The sequence below is a fragment of the Vibrio sp. 1457 genome (genome assembly GCF_033340195.1).
Taxonomy (GTDB): Bacteria; Pseudomonadota; Gammaproteobacteria; order Enterobacterales; family Vibrionaceae; genus Vibrio; species Vibrio alginolyticus.
This window is the reverse complement of record NZ_JAWOWA010000024.1, coordinates 42392-66895: the sequence shown is the minus strand read 5'-3', so window position 1 is coordinate 66895 and position 24504 is coordinate 42392. Positions and strand designations below refer to the sequence as shown.

At 45.2% G+C, this 24504-nt stretch carries 20 protein-coding genes; 6 read left to right on the top strand and 14 right to left on the bottom strand.

Annotation, left to right across the window (positions count from 1 at the left end; translation table 11 throughout):
- Positions 1–964: 964 nt before the first annotated feature.
- From R7Z41_RS19855 to R7Z41_RS19840, 4 genes are all read left to right on the top strand, one after another.
- On the top strand, positions 965–2536 hold the full coding sequence (locus R7Z41_RS19855) for an ABC-F family ATP-binding cassette domain-containing protein (RefSeq protein ID WP_206971019.1): 1572 nt from the start codon (positions 965–967) through the stop codon (positions 2534–2536).
- Positions 2533–3690: an MFS transporter gene (locus R7Z41_RS19850; RefSeq protein ID WP_053307402.1), complete on the top strand. Its 1158-nt coding sequence runs from the start codon at positions 2533–2535 to the stop codon at positions 3688–3690. The genes R7Z41_RS19855 and R7Z41_RS19850 overlap by 4 nt, the downstream gene beginning before the upstream one ends.
- A 287-nt stretch (positions 3691–3977) precedes the next feature.
- Entirely contained in the window at positions 3978–5198 is a 1221-nt protein-coding gene (locus R7Z41_RS19845) for a tyrosine-type recombinase/integrase (protein WP_029855171.1), read from the top strand.
- A 161-nt stretch (positions 5199–5359) separates the two neighbouring features.
- Positions 5360–5713 (top strand): hypothetical protein, encoded by a 354-nt coding sequence (locus R7Z41_RS19840; RefSeq protein WP_064376988.1) that lies wholly within the window; start codon positions 5360–5362, stop codon positions 5711–5713.
- A 132-nt stretch (positions 5714–5845) separates the two neighbouring features.
- On the opposite strand, the gene R7Z41_RS24690 is transcribed toward R7Z41_RS19840, so the two are convergent.
- The 11 genes from R7Z41_RS24690 to R7Z41_RS19790 form a co-directional block, all read right to left on the bottom strand.
- Entirely contained in the window at positions 5846–6292 is a 447-nt protein-coding gene (locus R7Z41_RS24690; protein WP_375792658.1) for an inovirus-type Gp2 protein, read from the bottom strand.
- Between the two features lie 319 nt (positions 6293–6611).
- Entirely contained in the window at positions 6612–6815 is a 204-nt protein-coding gene (locus R7Z41_RS19835; RefSeq protein ID WP_074534750.1) for a helix-turn-helix transcriptional regulator, read from the bottom strand.
- A 249-nt stretch (positions 6816–7064) separates the two neighbouring features.
- Positions 7065–7361: a DNA-binding transcriptional regulator Fis gene (gene fis / locus R7Z41_RS19830; RefSeq protein WP_000462885.1), complete on the bottom strand. Its 297-nt coding sequence runs from the start codon at positions 7359–7361 to the stop codon at positions 7065–7067.
- 23 nt (positions 7362–7384) lie between these two features.
- On the bottom strand, positions 7385–8353 hold the full coding sequence (gene dusB, locus R7Z41_RS19825) for a tRNA dihydrouridine synthase DusB (RefSeq protein ID WP_005382505.1): 969 nt from the start codon (positions 8351–8353) through the stop codon (positions 7385–7387).
- Positions 8354–8492: 139 nt separating this feature from the next.
- Positions 8493–9380, bottom strand: coding sequence for a 50S ribosomal protein L11 methyltransferase (gene prmA, locus R7Z41_RS19820; protein WP_053307401.1), 888 nt, complete (start codon positions 9378–9380; stop codon positions 8493–8495).
- A 165-nt stretch (positions 9381–9545) separates the two neighbouring features.
- The gene (gene accC / locus R7Z41_RS19815) at positions 9546–10889 is read right to left on the bottom strand and encodes an acetyl-CoA carboxylase biotin carboxylase subunit (protein WP_005382509.1); all 1344 of its coding nucleotides are present in this window, start codon (positions 10887–10889) and stop codon (positions 9546–9548) included.
- 14 nt (positions 10890–10903) lie between these two features.
- Complete coding sequence (gene accB / locus R7Z41_RS19810; RefSeq protein WP_005386355.1) at positions 10904–11365, bottom strand: acetyl-CoA carboxylase biotin carboxyl carrier protein; 462 nt, start codon at positions 11363–11365, stop codon at positions 10904–10906.
- A gap of 61 nt (positions 11366–11426) precedes the next feature.
- Entirely contained in the window at positions 11427–11876 is a 450-nt protein-coding gene (gene aroQ, locus R7Z41_RS19805; protein ID WP_005382360.1) for a type II 3-dehydroquinate dehydratase, read from the bottom strand.
- Between the two features lie 303 nt (positions 11877–12179).
- The gene (gene acs, locus R7Z41_RS19800; protein ID WP_005386359.1) at positions 12180–14132 is read right to left on the bottom strand and encodes an acetate--CoA ligase; all 1953 of its coding nucleotides are present in this window, start codon (positions 14130–14132) and stop codon (positions 12180–12182) included.
- Between the two features lie 237 nt (positions 14133–14369).
- Positions 14370–14999 (bottom strand): 3'-5' exonuclease, encoded by a 630-nt coding sequence (locus R7Z41_RS19795; protein ID WP_025768818.1) that lies wholly within the window; start codon positions 14997–14999, stop codon positions 14370–14372.
- Between the two features lie 33 nt (positions 15000–15032).
- Positions 15033–16859 (bottom strand): DUF294 nucleotidyltransferase-like domain-containing protein, encoded by a 1827-nt coding sequence (locus R7Z41_RS19790; RefSeq protein WP_318136404.1) that lies wholly within the window; start codon positions 16857–16859, stop codon positions 15033–15035.
- Positions 16860–17092: 233 nt separating this feature from the next.
- On the opposite strand from R7Z41_RS19790, the gene R7Z41_RS19785 reads away from it, so the two are divergent.
- Together R7Z41_RS19785 and R7Z41_RS19780 are read left to right on the top strand one after the other, a co-directional pair.
- Positions 17093–18280, top strand: a complete 1188-nt coding sequence (locus R7Z41_RS19785) for a 3-phenylpropionate MFS transporter (RefSeq protein WP_005382367.1) — start codon at positions 17093–17095, stop codon at positions 18278–18280.
- A 135-nt stretch (positions 18281–18415) separates the two neighbouring features.
- Positions 18416–21847, top strand: coding sequence for a PAS-domain containing protein (locus R7Z41_RS19780; RefSeq protein WP_225478105.1), 3432 nt, complete (start codon positions 18416–18418; stop codon positions 21845–21847).
- Positions 21848–21937: 90 nt separating this feature from the next.
- Here R7Z41_RS19780 and R7Z41_RS19775 read toward each other — a convergent pair whose 3' ends face one another.
- The 3 genes from R7Z41_RS19775 to R7Z41_RS19765 form a co-directional block, all read right to left on the bottom strand.
- Positions 21938–23323: a class II fumarate hydratase gene (locus R7Z41_RS19775; protein WP_225478104.1), complete on the bottom strand. Its 1386-nt coding sequence runs from the start codon at positions 23321–23323 to the stop codon at positions 21938–21940.
- Between the two features lie 17 nt (positions 23324–23340).
- Positions 23341–23718, bottom strand: a complete 378-nt coding sequence (locus tag R7Z41_RS19770; protein WP_005382370.1) for a hypothetical protein — start codon at positions 23716–23718, stop codon at positions 23341–23343.
- 199 nt (positions 23719–23917) lie between these two features.
- Entirely contained in the window at positions 23918–24400 is a 483-nt protein-coding gene (locus tag R7Z41_RS19765) for a hypothetical protein (protein WP_005382371.1), read from the bottom strand.
- Positions 24401–24504: the final 104 nt, after the last annotated feature.

Here is a 24504-nt window from a genome sequence, read left to right as displayed (position 1 = left end):
GGGGGTCGCGGGTTCGAGTCCCGTCCACTCCGCCACTTATATTAAGCCTCAGTCGAAAGACTGAGGCTTTTTTCGTTTTGGTTCCCCGACTTACCTTAAACCCACTTTCATATTGAAACCTTGCATCGAGAGGCCGGCTTCCCTCTGGCGATGCTTTCTAAGCCCTGTTATGAGTGAAGTGGAACGCAGTTTTGTGTGGTTTCTGCAGTCTCGAGCGCTAGTTTTGAGCCCCTGTGCTTAACTTACCAAAGCTTCCTTTATTATTACCTGGAAAATTTATTCAATAGGTTATGTTATTTTCGGGGGAGATTTCTCTGCTTTAGATGTTTTGATTTAGCCATAGGCGCTTATTAATATAAACTCAGCGCATTTAAAACTTTCCAAACATGGATTTTGTTTTGTCGATCTATTTAAGCCAGTGTCTTAAAGTATATTCGCTACTTCTTCCCTCTAACCCTCTCCAACCTTCAAAGCCACCACTACGTACGTATAACGTGAGCGGTATAGGTGCTTTCATAGCTGTGTTTGCTGAGTAAGTCGTTCACCTAGCACATTGACTGAGGAAAGGTCTTCTTTCAGTGGATCTTCGTCTAAGTCACGATAGTTTTTAATAATTATCTGGTACTTTTTATTCTAAAGGTGTACGCTTCACATCGAATATTTTTTCGACAGTAAATCATGTTATATCTCTTGTTTAAAAGCTTTGTAAGAAGGCTGAACTCCGTGCAAAAAACGCGATGAAGTGTTGCTCGGAGTCTTAAATTAATCTTCATCAGGTGTTTTATGTGTGGGTAGCTTCGCTGAAGTTATACGCAGGTGCTTGTACACCTGATAAAAGAGAAGAGATGGCCGGTGATATTTCATCATCGGCCTTTTTGTATCTGTTAAGCAGCTACAAAGCATTTCCCAGTATTGAAATAAGGGCCGGTATTGATCACCGGCCCTTTTTTATTTGGTTGAAAACATGAGTATTTTACAAGTTAAAAATTTGTCTTATCAGATAGCCGATAAGACATTATACAACAACGTGACCTTTCGTATTAACGTGGGAGAGAAAGTAGGTATCACCGGAGCGAATGGTGTTGGAAAAAGCACCTTATTGAAACTGCTTTTCGGTGAATTATCTGCAGATAAGGGCCGCATTGAATGGTTACCAAGCCTTGAGGTAGGGTATTTAGAACAACATTTTAAGATCGATAATGTGCTGACAGTTCATGAGTGTTTAAAGGGCTCTTTTGAGAGTTTATACGCTGCAGAGCAAAAGCTTTGGACTTTGTATCATGCGATGACCGAGTCTCACTCTACATCTCTTTTAAGCCAAGTCGCTCGGCTACAGGCATATTTAGAAGATGAAAACTTCTATGCAATTAATACCAAAATTGAACAAGTTGCTGTAGGTCTTGGCATTTATCAATTTGGCTTAGATACACCGCTTGTCTCGCTAAGTGGCGGTCAAAGACACAAAGTCCTTTTAGGCAGGTTGTTACTTCGCAACCCCGATGTGTTAATTCTTGATGAGCCGACAAACTATCTTGATGCTCCGCACATTGAATGGCTAGTCACGTTTCTCAATGATTACATTGGCACCGTTTTACTGGTTTCTCATGATGTTGATTTCCTTAATCAAGTAGCGACCAGTATTTGTGATATTGATTATCAAACGGTTCGAAAATACAGCGGCACTTATGTCAAAGCAATGCAGCAAAAGCATCACGATGGTGCTTTATTAGAAAAGCAATATAAGGCTCAGCAAAGTGAAATTCGAAAGTTAGAGAAATTTATTGCCCAAAATGGTGCAGGAGTTAACGCCAGTCTTGCTAAAGGGCGTAAGAAGAGACTGGATAAAATCGAACGTATTCAACTGAATCATGTAGAGAAAGTATCGACGTTTGACTTTGCTTACCAGCCCATTGAGCAACCGAATGTGGTTGAGGCAAAAGCGTTGATGATCGGTTATCAGCAGTCTCTGCTTCCAGTATTTGATATCACGTTAGCGCGCGGGGAAAATTTGGTTGTTGCTGGCTTTAACGGCGTGGGTAAGTCGACCTTACTTAAAACCCTGATGGGGAAGATCGAGCCACTCTCTGGTGAGGTGGTATTGGCAAAAGGTGCAATGATTGGTTATTTTTCTCAAGATTTGTCTTGGCGCCATCCTCAGAACACGCCTGAACAGGAGCTGTGCTCTTGTGCGCCAACAATCTCAAGCAAAGAGTCACGCAAGCTATTAGCTCGCTTTGGGATCACGGGGGATAAGACGCAGCGCCACTTAGGTACATTGAGCGGTGGTGAGCAAACTCGGGTGAAACTGTGTTGTTTATCGGTTCAGAAATGCAATGTTTTGCTGTTGGACGAACCAACAACACATTTGGATAGCAGCAGCAAAAATGCGCTTAAAGAGGCTCTCCAGCGCTTTTCCGGTAGCGTGATTGTGGTATCTCATGAGAAGGCATTTTTGCAATCTTGGCCTGATAGAGTTTTAGATATTTCGTTGCTCACTTGTGCTGAATCGAAAACAGAACAGGAGGTGGAGCTATGATGCAGTCCATGATCCTATTTCTCGTTGCTTTTCTTGTTGGTGCTGATGAGTTGATGCTTGGATCTATTCTTGAACCTATCGGAAATGATTTAAGTGTTCAACCGAGTCAGGTGACCTTATTTATTACGGCATATAGTTTAGCCATAGCAATTTGCGCTCCTTACTTGGGCCGTTTATCAGACCGAGTTGGGCGTATTCGTATCATGGTGCCTGCTTGCTTTGTATTTGGGGTTGCGTCTATTACGACGGGCATAGTTCATGATTTTGAACTTGCTATTGCAACTCGTGTGATCACTGGTATTGCAAGTGCAGGCATGTTACCAATTGCATTCGCGTTAGCGGGAGACGCGAAGGGTAATAGAGCGATGCGTCAAATTGTGATGGTTCAGGCGGGATTAACGCTAGGTATGATAACTAGTCCGGCGATCGGAGCATTGTTGACCCAGCTTTTATCATGGCGTACCGCTTTTATTATTTTGGGCGTGGCGGCTCTTTTTGTCGGTGCCATGAGCGTAGTGTCCATGAACAACAAGCATAATGAGTCCAAGAAGTCAGATACTCTGCCACCTATCACAGACGTCATTCATCTTCCAGGCGCGTTGAGGGCGATTCTAGCGATGTGTTTAGGCCTAGGGGGAGGTATTGGTGTATTTAACCTGATAGGCCTTCATATTCGAGATACCAGCGAGTTGGCGCTCGGTTGGGTGGGCGCTATTTATGCCGCTCTAGGGATCGTGAGTGTGGTTGGAAATATGTGCGTGGGGAGAGCTTGCCGTTGGCTTGGTAGCTCTCGAGCTGTTATGCGAGTGGCTTTAATGGTGTGCATACCTTGCAGTGCATGGGTGTTCTCAAGTGAGATGAGTACGGTTACCGCTTATCTTCCAGCTCTAGTGCTCTGGTCTCTTGCTGGAGGGGTTGGTTCTCCAGCATTACAAGCACATATAGCAAACTTATCTGATGAATATCGAGGTGTGTTGATGTCTTCTGGAATGAGTATGATGCACTTTGGTGTCGCGATTTGGTCTGCCTTGGCGGGCTTCGCGTATTCTGTAGGCAATGAATGTGTCGCTGTCGTGGCTTTGCTATTGTTTGGCTCAGCAGTGGTTATCTTAAAGCCAGTTGGTAATACTGCACAAAGTGAGCGTTATTCGTAGTGTTTTAGTAGATAAAGAAAAGCCGTTACCTAAAAAGGTAACGGCTTGTTCCAAATACTTTTTGAAAAACGGTCTTAGTTCATGCCGTATTATCAATCTTTATATCTCATTTAATCTTTTGTTTTCTCGATTTTGTTTTTAACTGATTGTTTTTTTGTTTATTTTGTTCTGGGTTTTTCTTGGTTGTTCTCAATTAGTGTTGGTTTTTCTCAAAGATTTTTGGGTTGTATTGTGGGTTTTATTTGGTGTGTGTATAGTTTAGTAAATTATTTCGATACGATTTTGATATGGCTATAACTGATTCAAAACTCAAATCCATGCTTGGAAAGGAGCATACGAGGTCACCGATTAAGTTGTCAGATCGTGATGGCTTGTATGTTTATCATCGTAAAACAGGTGTCTTGTCTTTTGTGTACCGTTATCGCTACAACGGAAAACCGAGAGATTTGGCTTTAGGGAAATATCCTAATTTGAGCCTACTGGAAGCGCGCTCTAAGGTTAGGAAGTACAATGAGATTCTTGCTAAGGGGACAGACCCTAAGTTGCATAAAGATTTAGAAAAAAGAAAATCTATTGATGTTGTAACAGTCAAAGGTGCTCTGGAGTATTGGTTGGTGAACTATGCTGAAAAGCGTCGTAAGAATTACCATAAGCACCGATCGCAATTTGAAAGGCACGTATACCCATTAATAGGACACTTGCCATTAGAGCTATGTGAGACAAGGCACTGGGTTGAAGTTTTTGATGCGATTACTAATGGTACTTATCATCGTGCCGCCCCCAAAGCATCAGGCTATATCCTTCAGAATGCCAAGCAAGCATTGAAATTCTGTCGAGTAAGGCACTTTGCCGTATCTCACGCACTCGATGATCTAAACGTGGTAGATGTAGGTGAGAAGCAATACAAGCGAGATAGGGTTTTAGAGTGGGAAGAACTTCATGATGTATGGAAGTGGACCTCAAACGAAAAGAACCCTCCTTATTACAGACACCTGTTTTACCTACTGATTCTTTTTGGGTGCAGGACGCAGGAAATTAGATTATCTACGGTTGATGAGTGGGATTTGGAAAGTTTAATTTGGACAGTTCCCAAGCATAAAAGCAAAACAGGCAACGCCATTCAGCGCCCAATCCCTGAACAGGTAGCTGGCTACATTAAATTACTAATAAATAGTGGTTCAAATGACTACCTTCTGGGAGATGTAAAGCGCCCTGAAGCTGTTTCTAGTTTCGGTGGTAAGCTTTGGAAAAAGCTAAATCATGAACACAGTTGGACGCTCCATGATATTCGCAGGACTTTCACGACAATGCTAAACGACTTGGGGGTAGAACCCTATATCGTAGAGCAAATGTTAGGTCATGCTTTAGGAGGAACGATGGGGATTTACAACCGATCACAACACTTGGAAAAGAAAAGGAGAGCTTTAAACCTCTGGTTTAGCAAGCTTTTAGAAATGGAAGTTCAAGATAATGTTGTAAATATATCTATACCTGCTGTAGGTGAATAGGTGAGCAAAACTTCATATTAAAAAATTGATGCTTTACTTCGCGGCATGTATCTTTGCGCCATCATTTTACTAAATAGGATTGAATTGCAGTGAAGTATTGGATTTCGCTTATGGTGTCGTCATCGATGTTGCTAGTTGGATGTCAGTCTACACCCAAGGATATGGATCATGGTATCAAGCTAGATCTTGAGGCTAATAAAGAGATCTTAATGAATTTAGTTAGAGAGGGCTTAAAAGATCCTGACAGTTTGAAAAACTTTAAAATTGTCAGTGAATACAAGTGTTGGCTTACAGGTAACCTATACTCATATGTTACTGGTTCGGCGTCTTGGTGTTATTTAGCAACTTATCAAGCCAAAAACAGTTATGGGGGCTATGTACGAGGAACATCGAATTTCTACTTTAGCCAAGATAATGGTGTTATACATAAAAGCTACAACACCTCTATAGATGGTATGGTTTCGGATGAATTTGTAATGTACAAAGGTGAAAGTAAGCTCATCAATACATATTAAAAACTGCACTGTACAAGGGTAGCTAAGGTGTTGGCTACCCTATCTCCCCCTACAGCTAGATACTCATCTGGCGACATGCTCACCTGAGAAATAGAAATCTTAGTAATTTAGATCCACTGACATATATAAAAATTACAATAGTCTGCTACACCCATACTTCTTTAGCTGGTGGATTGTTTCTTTAGAGCGCTCTTTAGTAAGGTAAGACAGCCTGTAGATGATCTCACGTTTGAGTTGAATATTGTCTCGATGTAGTTTGTAGTAACAATGTTCAGGAACGCTTAGTTTCCCTTCAATGGTTATTTCTTTCCATTGACTCTTTAAGAACTCGATGATGCGGTGTGAAGATTGAACTTTTCTACCCTCAAGAAAGAGCCATATATGATAGTGTTGCTGACTTGATTTACTTCTCTCCCTTGCCCAGCAGTAGCCAATTTTTTTGAGCTTGTGAGTTCGTGTTAGTAGTGTCTTGCTGTGCCGGAAGAAATTACTTATACATTTGTTATCATCAGAATACGCCCCTTCAGGTAGATGTAGTTGAAATGAAATACAGATAACTCGAGCATAGGCTTCTTGCATGAGGTTTAGTTGGCGGATCATCGCCTTTAATCGAGTTTGGTTTATAAAATACTGGCACTTAGCTCCCACGTTAACTTCCCAATGCATACCATCGATTGAAATATATGGGTTATTTGTATATTGGCTCATGGCTGCTGACGTTTCTTGATTGCTTCTAAACCAATGGAAGTGAAAAGCAAGGTAGGGATATTAATAAATACCCCACACCTATTTCGGTTTAATGTTATGTGCTTTCAGGCTTTGATGACTAACTTGTCATTGATAAAACTAGCTTAATGTTCTCAATTTCGGACATAATTTTAGCAACAGCAACCCGCGGTTAATCACTGCTATGTTGGCTCAAGAAGTGCTCTATCTGGCTCTCTCTCCAGCCTAGAGCACGATTTCTTGACTTGATTGGTACAGGGAATCGTTTTTCTACTTTCCACCAGCGCCAGAGCGTCTTAGGGGAGCGTCCCATGATTGCTGATACTTCTTTGACGGTTAGTAATCTATCAAATGGTTTGTTTACTAAGGTGTGCATATATTTTCCTCTTTGTGCGTGTTGAGGATCTATACGTTGCCATTGAGAATTGTTTGGTGAAGTTCTCATTTAATCTTAGTAAAGCTCATATGAAAAAACTTTAAGCACATAGCTGTGCAGGAGATTAGATTTAGTAAAAGCTATACGAAAGTGGTTTGACGTAGTTGGGTTTTTTTGTGGGTTTTAAAAGAGAAAAGCCAATATTCATTACGAATATTGGCTTTAATATCAATGAGATGTGAAACTTAATTAGTTCATGCCGTATTTCTTAAGTTTCTTGCGAAGAGTACCGCGGTTGATACCCATCATAGTTGCTGCGCGAGTTTGGTTACCGCGAGTGTACTGCATGATAGTATCTAGTAGTGGCTGTTCAACTTCAGCTAGAACTAATTCGTATAGTTCTGTTACTTCCTGGCCGTTTAGTTGAGCAAGGTAGTTTTTAAGAGACGCTTTAACAGAGTCACGTAAAGGCTTCTGAGTAATCTGGTCTTGTGACGTTACTGTAGTTACTGTTAATGCTTCTGAAGTCAGATTTTGTTCGAACATATTCGGTCTAGCTCTTCTCTTAATTATGATGCAACGTTATCAAAATAACCTTCTAACGCCTCAATTTGCAGCGGAGCTGCGTCGATAGCGTTGAAGGTACGGCGAAACTCACTTGCCTGTTCATGCTCTTTCAGGTACCACCCAACGTGCTTGCGCGCGATACGTGGACCTAAGAACTCCCCATAAAACTCATGCAGAGCATTTACATGACCAAGCATAATGGTTTTCACTTCCTCAGTTGGAAGCTCCTCCATTGTGGTGCCGTTTTCCAAATAGTGATGGATTTCCTGGAAAATCCAAGGACGACCCTGGGCAGGGCGTCCAATCATTAAAGCGTCCGCACCGGTGTACTCCAGTACAAATTTGGCTTTCTCCGGGCTATCGATATCACCGTTCGCGATAACCGGAATTGAAATCGCCTCTTTTACCGCTTTAATGCTGTCATATTCGGCCTCACCTTTGTACATACATGCTTTCGTTCTGCCATGCAGAGCAAGAGCTTGTATGCCGCAGTTTTCGGCTAATTTAGCGATCTGGACACAGTTCTTGTTGTCTGTATCCCAGCCAGTTCGAGTCTTTAACGTTACAGGAACGTCCACTGCATTCACGACCGCTTTCAAAATCTCTTCGATAATGTTTGGGTATTGAAGCAGAGCAGAGCCCGCTAGCTTCTTATTCACTTTTTTTGCCGGGCAGCCCATGTTGATGTCGATGATTTGTGCACCGTTCTCAACACTGAATTGAGCTGCGTCCGCCATAAGCTGTGGATCGGAACCCGCAATCTGTACAGAGCGAATGCCCGATTCGCCCTCGTGTACCATACGCTGTTTCGACTTTGACGTTCCCCATAGTTTTGGGTTAGCAGACATCATTTCACTGACGGCCATTCCCGCACCATAGCGAAGACACAACTCGCGAAACGGTCTATCCGTTACACCAGCCATAGGGGCTACGATTAGATTGTTCTTAAGTTGATAGTTTCCGATTTTCAAAACGTCATCACAGTTCTGTACCAGCAAGGGCGCGCATTTTACGCATTTTTTCACTGCGTGAAAAGACTAATATTTGAGCATTTACAAATTGTTTTTGTAAATTGTATGAATTTCAAACAATTAGCTCTGAAAACCTTGTCTAGCCTTGCTTACGACCAGAGATGCGACACCATTCACTTTGCTCAACAATCGGGTCAATGTGAAGCTCGTCACGGTAATAGTTCGCAACATCTTCAGCTTGAGTGTCTAATACGCCGGACATAGCGAGGTCGCCATTTGGCTTAACTAGTTCTTTGATGATAGGTGCAAGTTCACGTAAAGGTCCTGCAAGGATGTTGGCCACAACGACGTCAGCGACGAGACCTTCAGGTTGATTTTGCGGTAAGTAAACTTCTAGTTTGTCTGCAACGCCATTACGCTCAGCATTGTCTTTTGAAGCAAGCAGGGCTTGAGGATCAATGTCGATCCCTATCACTTTTTCAGCGCCCAGTTTGATCGCTGCGATCGCGAGAATACCTGAGCCACAACCGAAGTCGATAACGGTCTTACCGCTTAAGTCCATGCTTTCTAGCCACTCAAGACAAAGTGCTGTTGTAGGGTGAGTACCCGTACCGAATGCAAGGCCTGGATCCAACATAACATTAACAGCGTCAGGATCTGGAATGTCGCGCCAGCTTGGACAAATCCATAAGCGTTCACCAAATTTCATTGGGTGGAAGTTTTCCATCCATTCGCGTTCCCAGTCTTTATCTTCAAGCTGTTCTACTTTGTAAGCAAAATTGTCAGCCAGCATATTGCTCGCTTTAATTTGGTCGATGATGAAGTTAGTGTCTGCTTCTGCATCATACAGTGCCAGAATATCAGTATCGCCCCATAAGCGAGTTTCGCCAGGTAGAGGTTCGAATACAGGTGTATCCTGCGCGTCTAAGAATGTAACAGACAGCGCGCCAGTCTCTTCCATTAGCATATCGCCGATTTGCTCAGCGTTTTCATTGGTCGCGTTGAGTTTGATTTGAATCCAAGGCATTGGTTTTTGCTCTTAAAGTGAATGAAGTGGCGCAGAGTTTACCAGAACTCTACGATTTGTTTGAGTATATACCCAAATAAGCCGATTTATATGTTGAGCCGTTCGCGTACATATAAAACAAAAATGCCCACGGGAGTGGGCATTTTTTAAGACGTTTGCTTAGGTTTATTGTAAGCCAAGCTTCTTCTCTAGGTAGTGGATGTTTGCACCACCGTGTTGGAAGTTTTCGTCATTCATAATGGAGAATTGCAGTGGCACGTTAGTTTTGATGCCTTCGATGATCATCTCACCCAGTGCGTTCTTCATACGTGCAATCGCTACATCACGGTTCTCACCGTAAGTGATCAGTTTACCAATCATTGAATCGTAATGAGGTGGTACTGTGTAGCCTGTGTAGATATGAGATTCCCAACGTACACCCATACCGCCAGGAGCGTGGAAACGCTCGATCTTACCCGGGGATGGTAGGAAGCGCTCAGGGTCTTCTGCGTTGATACGACACTCAATCGCATGGCCACGGATCTTAATATCATCTTGAGTGAATGACAGAGGCTGACCCGCTGCAACGCGAAGCTGTTCTTTGATTAGGTCGATGCCAGTAACCATCTCTGTTACTGGGTGCTCTACCTGAATACGAGTGTTCATTTCGATGAAGTAGAACTCACCGTTCTCGTATAGGAATTCAAACGTACCTGCGCCGCGGTAACCGATCTCGATACATGCACGAGTACAGCGTTCACCGATGTACTTACGCATTTCTTCGGTGATACCAGGTGCTGGAGCTTCTTCCACTACTTTTTGGTGACGACGTTGCATTGAACAGTCACGCTCACCAAGGTGGATTGCGCCGCCTTGACCGTCAGCAATAACCTGAACTTCAACGTGACGAGGGTTTTCTAGGAATTTCTCCATGTAAACCATGTCATTGTTGAACGCCGCTTTTGCTTCAGCACGTGTCATTGCAATAGCTTGGATAAGGTCTTTCTCTGCGCGAACAACACGCATACCACGACCGCCGCCGCCGCCAGATGCTTTGATGATTACTGGGTAACCAATGCGCTTAGCAAATGCTTTGTTTTTCTCTTCGTCATTGTCTAGAGGGCCGTCAGAACCCGGTACACAAGGAACGCCTGCTTTCTTCATTGCATTGATAGCAGATACTTTATCGCCCATTAGGCGGATAGTGTCTGCCTTTGGGCCAACGAAGATGAAACCACTGCGCTCAACTTGCTCTGCGAAGTCTGCGTTCTCAGACAGGAAGCCGTAACCTGGGTGGATAGCCACAGCACCAGTCACTTCTGCTGCAGAAATGATGCGTGGAATGTTTAGGTAGCTGTCGATACCACGAGCAGGGCCGATACATACGGTTTCGTCTGCGAGTAGTACGTGCTTAAGATCGCGATCCGCTGTTGAGTGAACAGCGACGGTCTTAATACCTAATTCTTTACAAGCGCGAAGAATACGAAGTGCAATTTCACCTCGGTTCGCGATGACTACTTTGTCTAGCATAAGGCAAGCCCCGCTTATTCGATTACAACAAGAGGTTGGTCGAATTCAACTGGTTGGCCGTCTTCAGCTAGGATTGCTGTAACAACGCCAGATTTGTCCGCTTCGATTTGGTTCATCATTTTCATTGCTTCAACAATACATAGAGTATCGCCAGCATTTACTTTCTGACCCACTTCTACGAATGCTTTAGAGTCTGGGCTTGGAGAGCGGTAGAAAGTACCAACCATTGGAGAAAGAACTTGGTGACCTGCAGGTGTTGCTGCTGGAGCTTCTGCTGCTGGCGCTTCCGCTACTGGTGCCGCTGCTACTGGAGCAGGTGCCGCCGCTGGAGCTGCTGCGTAGTGAATTGGTGCTTGAGGAGCTGCAGTGCCATGACGGCTGATGCGCACTGACTCTTCACCTTCAGAGATCTCTAGCTCAGCAATGCCAGACTCTTCAACTAACTCAATTAGCTTCTTGATTTTACGAATATCCATCTTTTCTTTCTCTTTTATCTTGTGATTAAGACAACCCTCGTAGGGTTGCAGAGTGTTAGGGTTACTTTGCCTGTAGCTTATTGATCGCTGCAGACAGAGCAAATTCATAACCTTGTGCGCCTAAACCGCAAATCACACCCTCTGCTTTATCTGACAGATAAGAGTGATGACGGAATGGTTCACGTGCATGCACATTTGATAAGTGCACCTCAATAAATGGGATGGCGACGCCAAGTAATGCATCTCGCAGCGCCACACTAGTATGAGTGAAAGCCGCTGGATTGATGATGATGAAGTCAATCTTGCCATAGGCAGCGTGAATGGCTTCAATCAGTTCGTACTCACGATTTGATTGTAGGTGTTCCAGTTCTACCCCAGCGTTATGGGCTTGCTCTGTAAGAGTATCCACAACTTGAGCTAAGGTACTGTGACCATAGTGTGTCGGTTCGCGCAGACCCAATAGATTAAGATTTGGTCCGTTTAGAACAAGAATCCGTGACTTTGCAGACATTGTGTTGCTATCTTCCCTTATCGTGAGTGGAACGTTTATATTCCCAAATATACGATAGTTCAGCACGATTTTTTTGTTAAAACCGAGCAAATTTTAAAAAATCGACCAAGATTATAGCTAATTCATAGCAATTAGCAGCAATTTACTGGTCTAATCTCCTAATAGCCACTCTCGTTTCTGTAACCAAGTTAACAAAAACAACATAATTGCCATATTTTTTGTGTGGCCAATTTGTGCACTAAAGCAAAAAACCGCCATGAGTGATGGCGGTTTTTAAAGTGCTTTTAAAACAGTTGGTTGAATTTATGCCAATTCTGCTTTCTCTGCGATAAGTTTATCTACAACGCTCGGATCGGCAAGCGTTGATGTGTCTCCGAGGTTGCTGGTATCACCCGTTGCAATTTTACGCAGGATTCGACGCATGATCTTACCAGAACGAGTCTTCGGTAAGGAATCCGTCCAGTGCAGTACATCTGGTGTTGCAATTGGACCAATCTCTTTACGCACCCAATCTTTCACTTCTTTGTGTAGCTCTGCTGACGGGAATTCACCATCGTTCAAGGTAATGTAAGCGTAGATAGCTTGGCCTTTGATATCATGCGGAATGCCCACAATAGCGGCCTCAGCAATTTTATGATGTGCGACAAGAGCCGATTCTATTTCAGCGGTACCCATGCGGTGACCCGACACGTTTAGTACGTCATCAACACGGCCCGTGATCCAGTAGTAACCGTCTTCGTCACGACGAGCTCCATCACTAGTAAAGTACATTCCCTTGAAGGTTGAGAAGTAGGTCTGTTCAAAGCGTTCGTGGTCGCCATAAACAGTACGCATCTGACCTGGCCATGAATCAAGGATCACCAAGTTACCTTCTGCTGCGGTTTCTTCAATGATGTTGCCCATGTTATCAACCAGTGCAGGTTGGACTCCGAAGAATGGTCGAGTTGCTGAGCCTGGTTTTAAGTCTGTTGCGCCTGGTAGTGGTGCAATTAAGATACCGCCGGTCTCTGTTTGCCACCAAGTATCAACGATAGGCGAGCTCTCGTTACCAATCGTTTTGTAGTACCACTCCCACGCTTCAGGGTTGATAGGCTCACCTACTGAACCCATCACACGTAAGCTTGAACGAGATGTCCCTGCTACCGCTTCGTTACCTTTTGCCATTAGTGCACGAATAGCGGTTGGCGCAGTGTAGAGAATGTTCACTTGGTGCTTATCAACCACTTCACTCATACGAGCCGTGCTTGGGTAGTTTGGAACACCTTCAAACAGAATGGTTTTGGCCCCGTTCGCTAGTGGACCATAAATTAGGTAAGTATGGCCCGTAATCCAGCCCACATCCGCGGTACACCAGAAGGTTTCACCTGGTTGATAATCGAAGACATATTTAAAGGTCATTGCCGCGTAGACGAGGTAACCGCCTGTAGTATGTAGTACGCCTTTAGGTTTACCTGTCGAGCCAGATGTGTAGAGGATGAACAGCGGGTCTTCGGCTTTCATCTCTTCTGGTGGGCAAACGTCAGAAACGTTGGCTGTTGCTTCGTGCCACCAAACATCACGGTGTTCATGCCATTCAACATCACCACCTGTACGTTTAAGCACGACGACTTTATTGATGGTTTTTACGTCTGGGTTGGTTAGTGCTTCATCCACGTTCTTTTTCAGTGGAACAGCGCGTCCGCCACGTACGCCTTCGTCTGCGGTGATCACGACTTTAGCGTCAGAGTCGATGATACGGCCGGATAGTGCTTCTGGTGAGAAACCGCCAAATACTACGGTGTGAACCGCACCAATACGGGTACAAGCGAGCATAGCCACTGCAGCTTCTGGCACCATTGGCATGTATAGACACACCACGTCGCCCTTGCGTACGCCTTGCTCTTTCAATGCGTTGGAGAATTTACACACTTCTTTGTGCAGTTCGTTGAAAGTGAGTGTTTTGTCGTCGGCTGGATCATCGCCTTCCCAAATGATGGCGACGTCATCCCCGTGTTCTGCAAGATGACGGTCAATACAGTTAGCCGAGACGTTCAGTGTGCCATCTTCAAACCAGCGAATATCAACATGGCCAGTGTCGAAAGAAGTGCTTTTTACTTTGGTGAAAGGTTTGATCCAATCAACGATTTTGCCGTGTTCGTTCCAGAAGCCCTCTGGATCGGTTACCGACTGCTGATACATGGCTAAGTAAGTATCATTATCCGCGTGTGTATGAGTTTTAATATTTTCTTTTACCGGATAAACGTGGGCTTCGCTCATGGCTTCTCTCCTTGTGCCTTATTTCTCGGCCTTACACCAATCTAGATAAGATTTTGAATATATTTTTGTAGGGCTGTTTTTTGGTTCTAAATAACTTGGTCGTGGTAATGACGACGTTGTGCTTATAACTGTCAGTCACCGCGCGTATTTCCACAATTAGACTTTAGGATGAGAGTGATAGAAGCGCCGGGAAATCGCTGAAACAAAAGTATTTCTGGGAGCTAGGTCAACTGATTTTTATGTATACGGTGCGGTTAGGTTGGGTAAATCGCCTTTCGTTAAGCGGACAAAGACCAAAGCGGCAGAAATCGCGTCTTGCAAGGCGTCGTGTTTGTCTTGGATAGGAAGTTCGAGGTGTTTACAAATGGCATCCAGACTTAAGTCGAAATAGGCATTCGGCAAATGTCGTTCCAACTTATCGTGATAAATCTGACTGACCTCGATGAGTGGGTTAGGAAGTGGGAAGCCAAGTTGCCTCAGACAAGCAAGGTCTAAGATCTTTTTATCGTAACGAATGTGATAGCCCACAAGTGGTCGGTTGCCGATAAAGTCGAGCAGCTCGAGCAGCGCCTCTTTTTCACTGATGCCATCGACTAAGTCTTGGTGGCGAATTCGATGGATCTTGACCGAGCCAGAGTCGAGCGATTGCGGCGCGCGTAAGCGGACTTCAAATGGTTGACTGGTGATGATGCGGTTGTCGATGATCTTGGTGGCTGCAATAGTCACCAGCTCGGCGCGATTTGGGTCAAGGCTGGTGGTTTCGCAGTCAAGAGAGACGTATTCTGTTTTATCTGGCGTGCAAAACAGCGACTGATAAGGCGAGCCTTTCAATTTGTAGTACCAGTATTTGCGTTGTAACCAGTTCATTGCTTACGCCTCTGTGATTTATGAAAATCAGGGTTAATCACGAATTTGATAATGGAAGCCTAAAAATTGCTTAAATTTCTTCACCACATGTAAGCTGTGGCGAAGCAAATCACGCTCAGTTCTATCCAGTTGTTTAATATCAATGTTATTCAACGCTTCTTGCTTTTTGAGTTGCTGATTAAGGCGAAGTTTAAAAAACAATTTCAGTGCTTCGTTGAGATTATCTGCCGTTTCGGATTCTAAGATGCGCTTATTTCTCAGAGCTTCAATGCGCTCAAACGTGTTCTTCTCTTCAATGGCATATTCCAAAGACAAGGTGCGAATGCCGTGTACAATTGGGAAAATACCGCCGCGTTTAATGTCCAATCCGTCTTTAGCACTTTTTACGTTGCCAAACAGAGTTAGGGGCACAGAAAACTGCAAGGCAGGGCGAGTAAAGTCAGACAATATCAACATGCGATCTTTCATTGTGTCACGAAGATGCGCCGCAATTGGAGCCAGCAGCTCGCAATTCCCAGCAACAGCATGGGCGTCACTGAAAATGGCTAAGTCCATGATTTGTTGTGGTTCGGCTTTAGCTATCCAGTGGTTTAGGGTGCTTATCCATTCTTGCTGTGTTTTGACCCATTTCGGGTTGTTAACCATCACTTTACCAGGGCAAAGTGGATAACCGAGCTGTTGTAGGGTGTGTGTGAAGGATTGCATCACTTGTTCGCAATGAGGCCATTCCAGACCATCTTGAATAATCAGGGCATTGTCTTGATCGGTTTTGAGAATTTGCTCTCCTCGGCCTTCAGAGCCGAGTACGATCAAGCAACAATGGTCGTGCAAGGCTGGTGGTATTACTAACTCGAACGCTTTCTCGATAATTTGCTCGTTTACGGCTGAGATCAGCTCCATGATGAAGCGAGTGCGGATGCCGTTTTTCAATAAGCTCTCGACCAATTGACGTTGGCGGTTTGAGGCCAAAGCGAGCTCTTCCACGCTGTTTGCTCGAGCAATACTGAGCGTTAACACGTGAGAGTGGGTTGAGAACGCGCTAAGAATTTGGGTCATATCCAGCATGCCGACGGCTCTGTTGCCTTCACATACCATGAGGCGTTTCATTCTGTTTCTGGTCATTGTGATCATGGCGTTGAATAGAAAGTCACCATCATCAACGTGATAAACAGGAAAGCTCGCGATCTCACCCACTGGTGTGTCGAGCGCGCAACCATCCAACATCACAGAATGCAGCATATTAGTACGAGTCACTATTGCGTACGGGTGGGCTGATGGCCATTTTTCCAATCGTGGATCATCGCCATGGAGTTGAACCAATGCAGCGTCAATCCCATTTTCTTTTAAGGAACGTGTTACCTCGTTAATTGGTGTATTTGGTTCAAGGATCATCGGTGGGTGATAAATGCTGCGGTCAACTTTAGTGAGAATAAACTCCGCTAAGTTTTGCTGTTGATGGGCCGCTTCGATGAGCTCTTGCCGTTTCGATAAATTGTTATCGAAATAGGCTGCAAACTGGCCATTTTCGTTGTAAAGGGCAAGGAAAATTTCTTTCGGCAGTAGGTAAGAGAGCGTGTCCTCAAGCGCGATGTAGTGATGACGTACCTTGTCTTCAAGTAACGAGCGTACATCGAACATATCGTCGTTGGCATAATGTGCGAACACTTCCTGTTGATCGTTGGAGCGCTCTTCTACCGCGCCTTTGATCAGAATATGTAAGTGGGGGTTCTTCTGTCCGCAGGATAAAATAACATCTCGAGCTCGATAGTAGGCGACGTCCAGAGACGATCGCAGTCGCGTTTGTTGTGCTTCAGTTAAGCGATCGAACGGTGGAGATTGCATGTTAAATTTGTCAGGCATGAGAACACCCAATAATGATGGAAGGAACACTCTCTAAGTCTGACAAATTTCTTACCGGAAGCCAGACGACTTTGGTCTAAATTACGATGTTTTCGCTTGAAGATGCCAAATGTCGCAAAGTTAGTATTCCATCGAGGAAACGATAAGTTTCTTATTCTTCCCTTTTTATAATACGCATGGCGATCCATAATTCCCGGCTCGAACGTTGGTGTTCCCGTTTTAGGATATTAGTAATGTTGAAACCTTCTCCGTATGGCTGGATTTCCCAGTACTTTCTCGGATTCTTCTTTGCGTATGGCGTGTATCTGCCATTTTGGTCACTTTGGTTTAAGGATCAGGGCGTATCTTCGACAGATATCGGTTTGCTGGTCGGGTTAGGCCTTGCGACACGTTGTGTTGCCAATATCGTGATCACCCCACGAGTACACAAAGTCGAACATCTTATGCCTGCTTTACGTTGGTTGAGTTTCGCTGCCCTCCTTTTTGTTGGATTTCACTTTTTTACGGGTGGTAGCTTTTGGTTAATGGCACTAGCGACAGTGTTGTTCAATCTTTGTTGTGGACCGATTATTCCGTTGTCGGACGCGATGGCAAATTACTACGCTCGCCTGAAAATGCTCGATTATGGCCGCACGCGGCTATGGGGTTCGATCGCCTTTATCGCAGGCTCGACGGCAGTGGGCTACCTGGTGGCTGAATTTGGCTCCGATATGATCTTGTACACTGCGATGTTCGGCGTGTTTATCTCGTTGCTGTTTGCTATGCGACCGACTAACCCAATGCCTGTAACGCACGGTGGGCAAAGCGCAGAACGTCCAAAGCTGACCGCTCTTTTGACCGACAAGCCGATACTAAAATTCTTAGTGTTGGTGTCACTAATTCAGGGCAGTCATGCGGCTTACTACGGCTTTAGTGCGATTCACTGGAAGGCCGCTGGTCACTCGGAAGATGTCATTGGCTACTTATGGAGCTTGGGGGTGGCCGCAGAAGTGGCAGTGTTTGCACTGAGTAAGCGTTTATTCGTAGGTTGGTCAATACGCGCGCTGTTTATTGCTGCTGCCGTTGGTGTAATGATGCGTTGGGGTATTACGGCGTCGACAACATCAATTATTGCTTTGGTGATTGTTCAACTATTGCATGGTGTGACTTTCGCTACCGCACACATTGCCGCGATCCAATATATCCAAAACTCCGAAGAAAATAAGATCGTAGCGTTGCAAGCGTTGTATAACGCGATTCCGTTGGGCGCATTTATCGCGTTAATGACCGTATTGAGTGGCTGGGGTTATGAGCACTGGGGACCGCTTGTGTTCTGGGGCATGGCCGCGATGGGGTTATTGGCTCTGTTCATCAAGCTTGATTCGCAAGACCCACATCAGGTGGTTGATGTATCAGACAAGCCACTTGAAACACAGAATTAGACTTATGTAACAAAGGTTAAAAACTAAGCTTTGTCTCCGTTATCAAAGCAGTGTTAAATGAAACCTCTCCCTCATGGAGAGGTTTTTTTATTCTCTTGCTTTAAAAGTAGCAAGAAAGGCAAGAAAGGATATCGGATGCAAGGATGGCTGGTGGTTCCCGTTTCTTTAGCGTATTTGGGAGCTTTATTTATCATCGCGTGGTACGGCGACATTCAGAAAAGGTGGCTAGCGCGCTGGCGGCCTTGGATTTATAGCCTTTCCATTGCGGTGTACTGTACATCATGGACCTTCTACGGCACGGTCGGGCAGGCCAGCAGTAATCCTTGGTCTTTCTTGCCCATCTATATTGCTCCCATTTTAGTGTTTACCATCGGATGGCGCGTTTTAGCTCGGCTTATTTTGATTGCTAAACGGGAACACATCACGTCGATTGCTGACTTTATCGGAGCACGCTACGGTAAATCCCAAGGTTTGGCCGTGGTTGTTACGCTCATAGCGGTTGCGGGAATTTTGCCGTACATCGCTTTACAGCTGCGTGGTATCACTATGGGGCTTGAAATTATTGCACCAGAGCTGGCTACTGATTTTGGTTATCAAAACGATAGCGTGTCGTGGTTTGTTGTGGTCGCATTGGCGATTTTTACGATGCTATTCGGTACCCGCCACATTGATAACACGGAACACCATCGTGGGATGATGATGGCAATTGCCTTCGAATCCATTATCAAACTGCTGGCTTTTTTAGTGGTCGGTGTCTTCATTGTTTGGTTGGCGATGAACACCGAGAGTTTGAGCTTACTTGATGTTGCCGCGCAGACGTATCAGTCACCAAATATCCCGACTATATTGATTCATACTGTACTGACCATGCTGGCGATCGTTTGCCTTCCGCGACAATTCCATACGATGGTGGTGGAAAATGAACGTGCTCAAGATTTGCACGTGGCTCGTTGGTTGTTCCCCATTTATCTGATCTTAATGGGGATTTTTGTTTTACCTATTGCGTGGGTAGGGCAAGGCCTCTTGAGTGGCGCTTCGCCTGATACTTATGTCATAAGTGTGCCGATGTCGGTCGGGGCGAGTGAAATCGCCTTGCTTGCGTTTCTAGGCGGTACTTCAGCGGCAAGCGGCATGGTTATCGTATCGACGATTGCCTTAGCGATCATGGTCTCGAATGACTTGGTTATGCCATTGCTATTGCGTCGCATGCGACTGACGCAGCGTAACCACCACCATTTTTCTGAATTATTACTGCGGATCCGCCGTGGTTTGATTTTAGTTTTGTTGATTGGCGCGTGGTGTTTCTATCAAGCGTTGGACACCATTCATTCACTTTCTGCTATCGGCTTTCTCTCGTTCGCGGCTATCACGCAATTCGCTCCTGCGCTGGTTGGCGGTATGTATTGGCGTCAAGGGAATAAGAAAGGTGTGTATGTTGGCCTCGCGGTGGGTTTTGCTACCTGGTTGATTGCGTTAATGAGCCAAACAGACATGCTTGCCGGAGACGCCAGTAATAACTTCCTGATCTGGTTGATTACACCACCAGAGGTATTGGCTAGTTTTGATATCGCGATTTCAGATTGGGGGATGATCCTCAGCGTGGTCGCTAATGCAGTGTGTTTTGTTGTGGTTTCTATGGCTACCCGACCAAGCCTAAGTGAGCGCTTACAATCGGCATCATTCGTTGGTACACCGTTGCCTGAAAGCGAAAATATGAGTCTGTACCAGAGCCGCGTTACGGTTGCAGAACTGGAAATGCTAGCGTCCAGATTTGTAGGACGAACGCGAGTTAAAGCGGCGTTTCAAGCCTACTGGAGCCAGCAACGAGAAGAGTTGATGCCGAATCAGCAAGCGCCATCTTCTCTGATTCGGCATACGGAGCGTGTGCTAGCAGGGGTATTTGGAGCATCTTCTGCTAAGTTAGTGCTTACTTCTGCTCTGCAAGGAAGAAACATGCAGCTTGAAGAGGTGGCGACTATCGTCGATGAAGCCTCTGAACTGTACGATTTTAGTCGGGGTTTACTCCAAGGCGCGATTGAGCATATTGGACAAGGTATTGCGGTCGTCGATAAGCAACTACGCTTGGTAGCGTGGAACCAACGCTATTTAGAACTCTTTGAATTTCCGCCAGGCCTGATTCAAGTAGGTCGACCGATTGCGGATGTGATTCGGCACAATGCAGAGCAGGGGTTGTGTGGCCCTGGTGACCCTGATGACCACGTTCGTCGCCGTGTTTATCACCTTGAGCAAGGGACTCGGCACACCTCTTCTCGGGTTCGTCCCGATGGTCGCGTGATAGAGGTGCAAGGTAACCCAATGCCAGGTGGTGGCTTTGTGATGAGCTTTACCGACATCACCGTATTCCGTGATGCAGAGCAAGCACTGAAAGACGCCAACGAGACATTGGAAGAAAGGGTACGTCTGCGGACTCGAGAATTAGAACAACTTAACAAGCAGCTGGTGGAAGCGACGCAGCGCTCGGATTTGGAATCGAAGTCCAAATCACGGTTCTTGGCGGCAGTAAGCCATGACTTGATGCAACCGCTCAACGCGGCGCGTCTATTCGCATCTTCACTATCGGAAGTCGCCAAAGACAGCGAAGCCAAAAAGCTGTCAGCACACATTGAAAGTGCTTTAGAGGCTGCCGAAGACTTAATTGGAGATTTGCTGGATATCTCGCGTTTGGAATCGGGCAAGTTGGAAGTCAACGTGCATGGCTTTGCGTTAAATGATGTGTTATCGAATTTGAATGCTGAGTTTAGTGCGTTAGCCAAACAGCAAGGTATAGAGTTCACGATGATTCCGTCCTCACTCATGGTTAAGTCGGATCCCAAACTGCTGCGCCGTGTGGTGCAAAACTTCCTGACCAATGCGTTTCGTTATAACCCGAATGGCAAAGTCGCACTCGGTGTTCGCCGCGTAAAAGGGCGAGTGCGTATTGATGTATGGGATAATGGAGTGGGGATTGAAGAAGAGAAGCAGCAAGAGATTTTTGAAGAGTTTAATCGCGGAACTCAAGTTCGTTCCGACCAAGGCCTCGGACTTGGTTTGGCGATTTCGAAAGGAATTGCTCAGGTACTTGGGCATGAAATTTCGATGCGCTCTTGGGTTGGAAAAGGCAGTGTTTTTTCCATCACCCTAGATAAAGCTGATCATGTTCAGCCTCATCCAGTTCACGTGGCGATGAATAAGCAATCTGAACTCGGTCATCTGAGAATCCTTTGTGTCGATAATGAGCCTGACATTCTAGTCGGCATGGAAAACTTACTTTCCCGATGGGGTTGCGATACACGAGTTGCGATTGATTTAGTTGAAAGTCTACAAGCGCTTGAGGATGGTTGGATTCCGGATGTAATTTTCTCCGATTACCGACTTGATGATGGTCGTACTGGTTTAGAAGTGTTACAGCAATGCCGCCTGAGATTAGGCCACAGCTTTGAAGGCGTCATCATCAGTGCAGATCGTACCGATGATATGCTTGATGGCATCAAAGCAAATGGGTTCAGCTTTATTGCTAAGCCAGTTAAGCCGCTTAAGCTGCGTTCGGTGCTCAATCGAGTCGCTTAGGATTGGAGTGTTTGAAAAATCGCTATAAAAGAGACCTCCGAATGGAGGTCTCGATGTTTGTAATCTTAGTTGATAGGCTGAGTTTGCCGTTTATTCTGCGACGCCGCCTTGGGTCAGTTTGGCTGGATTAAGCAATCGCTCTAGTGTGGCTCTATCCAAATCAGTTTCTTCTTCCGCGACATCAATAATCGCGCGTCCCTGTTTGTAGGCTTTTTTCGCGACTTCTGCCGCTTTTAGGTAACCAATGACTGGGTTGAGAGCCGTGACCAAAATTGGGTTTTTGGCGAGTGCAACATCCAAGTTATCTTGGCGAACTTCAAACGTCGCAATGGCTTTGTCAGCTAAAGCGGTTGCGCTGTTAGAGAGTAACTCGATGCTCTCCAATACGTTATGAGTAATAACTGGCAGCATGACGTTAAGCTGGAAGTTGCCCGCTTGGCCTGCGACGGTAATGGTGGTGTCATTACCAATGACTTGCGCTGATGCCATAGCTGCGGCTTCTGGGATCACAGGATTTACTTTGCCAGGCATGATGGAAGAACCCGGTTGCAAGCCTTGTAATTCAATTTCACCTAAACCAGCCAATGGACCTGAATTCATCCAACGAAGATCGTTTGCGATCTTCATGATAGCAACTGCTGCTGTTTTGAGCTGTCCCGACAGAGCGACGATCGCATCTTGACTGCTTAAATTGAAAAAGAAGTTATCACTGGCCGTGAACTGAATACGAGTTGACTGGGTTAGGTTGCTAGCGAATAAGTCTGCAAAGCGTGGATCGGCATTGATCCCCGTTCCAACCGCCGTACCACCTTGGGCTAAGGCTTTTACAGCAGGAAGTGTTTGTTCAATCGCTTGTTTTGCATGCTCGATTTGGAACTGCCAACCGCCAAGTTCTTGAGCAAAGGTAATTGGCATCGCGTCCATTAAGTGGGTGCGACCGGTTTTTACAACATCTTTCAATGCTTGTTGCTTAGACTCTAGTGTTTGGCTTAGGTGTGACAGGGCCGGGAAGAGCTGTTTTTCAATGGCTAATGCTGCGCTAACTTGAATGGCCGTTGGTACCACATCGTTGCTGCTTTGTCCCATATTGACGTGATCATTAGGGCTGACAGTGCCGCCTAGATGCTGGGAGGCCAGTGTTGCAATTACTTCATTCGCATTCATATTTGAGCTAGTACCTGATCCGGTTTGAAATACGTCAATTGGGAATTGCTCAATATGATTGCCTTCGATAATTGCTTGAGCTGCGTCAGCAATCGCGTTGGCAATATCTCCCTCAAGCAGCCCTAGCTGTGCGTTGGTGAGTGCCGCAGTCTGCTTGATGTGTGCTAACGCTTTGATAAAACCAGATGGCATTTTATGTTGACTGAATGAGAAGTTATCGACGGCGCGTTGAGTCTGAGCTTGGTAGAGAGCATCTGCAGGGACCGTTACTTCGCCCATACTGTCAGTTTCTATGCGGAATTCGGTGCTCATGGTAGGGATCCTTTTGGTTAATCGAGTGAGATTTGAATCAGGCGTAATTGTTGTTGTAGTGCGAGAAATTTCACGTCGCCTTGTTCAAACTGGTAGTAATAGCGTTTGAGGCAGAATAATGGCGTATGGATAGAATCGAGACAGACACGACGGAAGATGCGACTGCGAGTTGAGTCTTGAATTGCGTCTAGTAAATGGAAATAAACCTGACGTAAAAACAGCTCACACAACAATAGATTTTCTTCATCGGCATCGTGTTCATAACAGGAAGACAACACCATGCCCCAATGAATATAGTCATGAATCACGTCTGGCTCAAAGCCATGTGGTGCGGCGAGAAGGAATCTATCTTGGGCTTTAAAAAATGCATTAAAGATGTCCCGTTTGTTGTCCATAACCACCTCTCATTAAATGTAATGATAATTATTATCAATTAACTTGTGAGTTGGCAACCCTTTTTAGAGTAAGAGGTTGTTGAAGAAAGACTTACGGAAACAAAAGCCGACGCAAAGGCGTCGGCTGAGTAGGAATTCATTTATGCTGAGTGAAACTAAGTCACTGTCGTTTGAATACCGGTGAATTAGCTTGTCGCCGTTATTCAGTAAATAAGGTTTCGTACTTCACAAATGCGGTTTGTGTTTCACCATAATATAGTGTGCCGCCTGATTGAATGACGACTCTTAACCAGCTTTCTGCAGATGCAGGCTTTGGTAAGGTGATGTACCAGCTTTGGCCTGCTTGATCTGCGGGCTTCATATCAATCGGTTGAGCGTTTTTCTCTTTGTCACTCACAATAGAAACTTTAACCCCTTCAAGTGGGTAAGCGGCGTTGAGTGACAATTCTAAGTTATTTTTAGTGAGTTTTTCAGAGCGAAATTTCACTTTAAAATCGCCATTTTCCATATCACACAGACCACTGGTGTAACGACAATTAGACTTACTCGCGAGTTTGTAAGTTTCCCCTTCTTGCGCCGCGTGGGGTTTCTCGCTGAGGGCCATATCGGTACCGAAGTAAGCGATCAAAGAGAGAACTGGCGCAATCAGTAGAGCGAGAATAAAGTGCTTGTTTTTGAACATCTTGGCTTCCTTGCAACGACATACTGCGAATATGGTAACTGAAAAGTGAGAATAAAAAAGCCCCGGACGGCTGGTTCCAAACGGGGCTTTTGTGGTTTTGATTA

Bases quoted from the DNA above. Each gene is read 5' to 3' on its own strand.
- R7Z41_RS19855 (WP_206971019.1), top strand. From the start codon at position 965: ATGAGTATTTTACAAGTTAAAAATTTGTCTTATCAGATAGCCGATAAG.
- R7Z41_RS19850 (WP_053307402.1), top strand. From the start codon at position 2,533: ATGATGCAGTCCATGATCCTATTTCTCGTTGCTTTTCTTGTTGGTGCT.
- R7Z41_RS19845 (WP_029855171.1), top strand. From the start codon at position 3,978: ATGGCTATAACTGATTCAAAACTCAAATCCATGCTTGGAAAGGAGCAT.
- R7Z41_RS19840 (WP_064376988.1), top strand. From the start codon at position 5,360: ATGGATCATGGTATCAAGCTAGATCTTGAGGCTAATAAAGAGATCTTA.
- R7Z41_RS24690 (WP_375792658.1), bottom strand. From the start codon at position 6,292: ATGCAAGAAGCCTATGCTCGAGTTATCTGTATTTCATTTCAACTACAT.
- R7Z41_RS19835 (WP_074534750.1), bottom strand. From the start codon at position 6,815: ATGCACACCTTAGTAAACAAACCATTTGATAGATTACTAACCGTCAAA.
- fis (WP_000462885.1), bottom strand. From the start codon at position 7,361: ATGTTCGAACAAAATCTGACTTCAGAAGCATTAACAGTAACTACAGTA.
- prmA (WP_053307401.1), bottom strand. From the start codon at position 9,380: ATGCCTTGGATTCAAATCAAACTCAACGCGACCAATGAAAACGCTGAG.
- accC (WP_005382509.1), bottom strand. From the start codon at position 10,889: ATGCTAGACAAAGTAGTCATCGCGAACCGAGGTGAAATTGCACTTCGT.
- accB (WP_005386355.1), bottom strand. From the start codon at position 11,365: ATGGATATTCGTAAAATCAAGAAGCTAATTGAGTTAGTTGAAGAGTCT.
- aroQ (WP_005382360.1), bottom strand. From the start codon at position 11,876: ATGTCTGCAAAGTCACGGATTCTTGTTCTAAACGGACCAAATCTTAAT.
- acs (WP_005386359.1), bottom strand. From the start codon at position 14,132: ATGAGCGAAGCCCACGTTTATCCGGTAAAAGAAAATATTAAAACTCAT.
- R7Z41_RS19795 (WP_025768818.1), bottom strand. From the start codon at position 14,999: ATGAACTGGTTACAACGCAAATACTGGTACTACAAATTGAAAGGCTCG.
- R7Z41_RS19790 (WP_318136404.1), bottom strand. From the start codon at position 16,859: ATGCCTGACAAATTTAACATGCAATCTCCACCGTTCGATCGCTTAACT.
- R7Z41_RS19785 (WP_005382367.1), top strand. From the start codon at position 17,093: ATGTTGAAACCTTCTCCGTATGGCTGGATTTCCCAGTACTTTCTCGGA.
- R7Z41_RS19780 (WP_225478105.1), top strand. From the start codon at position 18,416: ATGCAAGGATGGCTGGTGGTTCCCGTTTCTTTAGCGTATTTGGGAGCT.
- R7Z41_RS19775 (WP_225478104.1), bottom strand. From the start codon at position 23,323: ATGAGCACCGAATTCCGCATAGAAACTGACAGTATGGGCGAAGTAACG.
- R7Z41_RS19770 (WP_005382370.1), bottom strand. From the start codon at position 23,718: ATGGACAACAAACGGGACATCTTTAATGCATTTTTTAAAGCCCAAGAT.
- R7Z41_RS19765 (WP_005382371.1), bottom strand. From the start codon at position 24,400: ATGTTCAAAAACAAGCACTTTATTCTCGCTCTACTGATTGCGCCAGTT.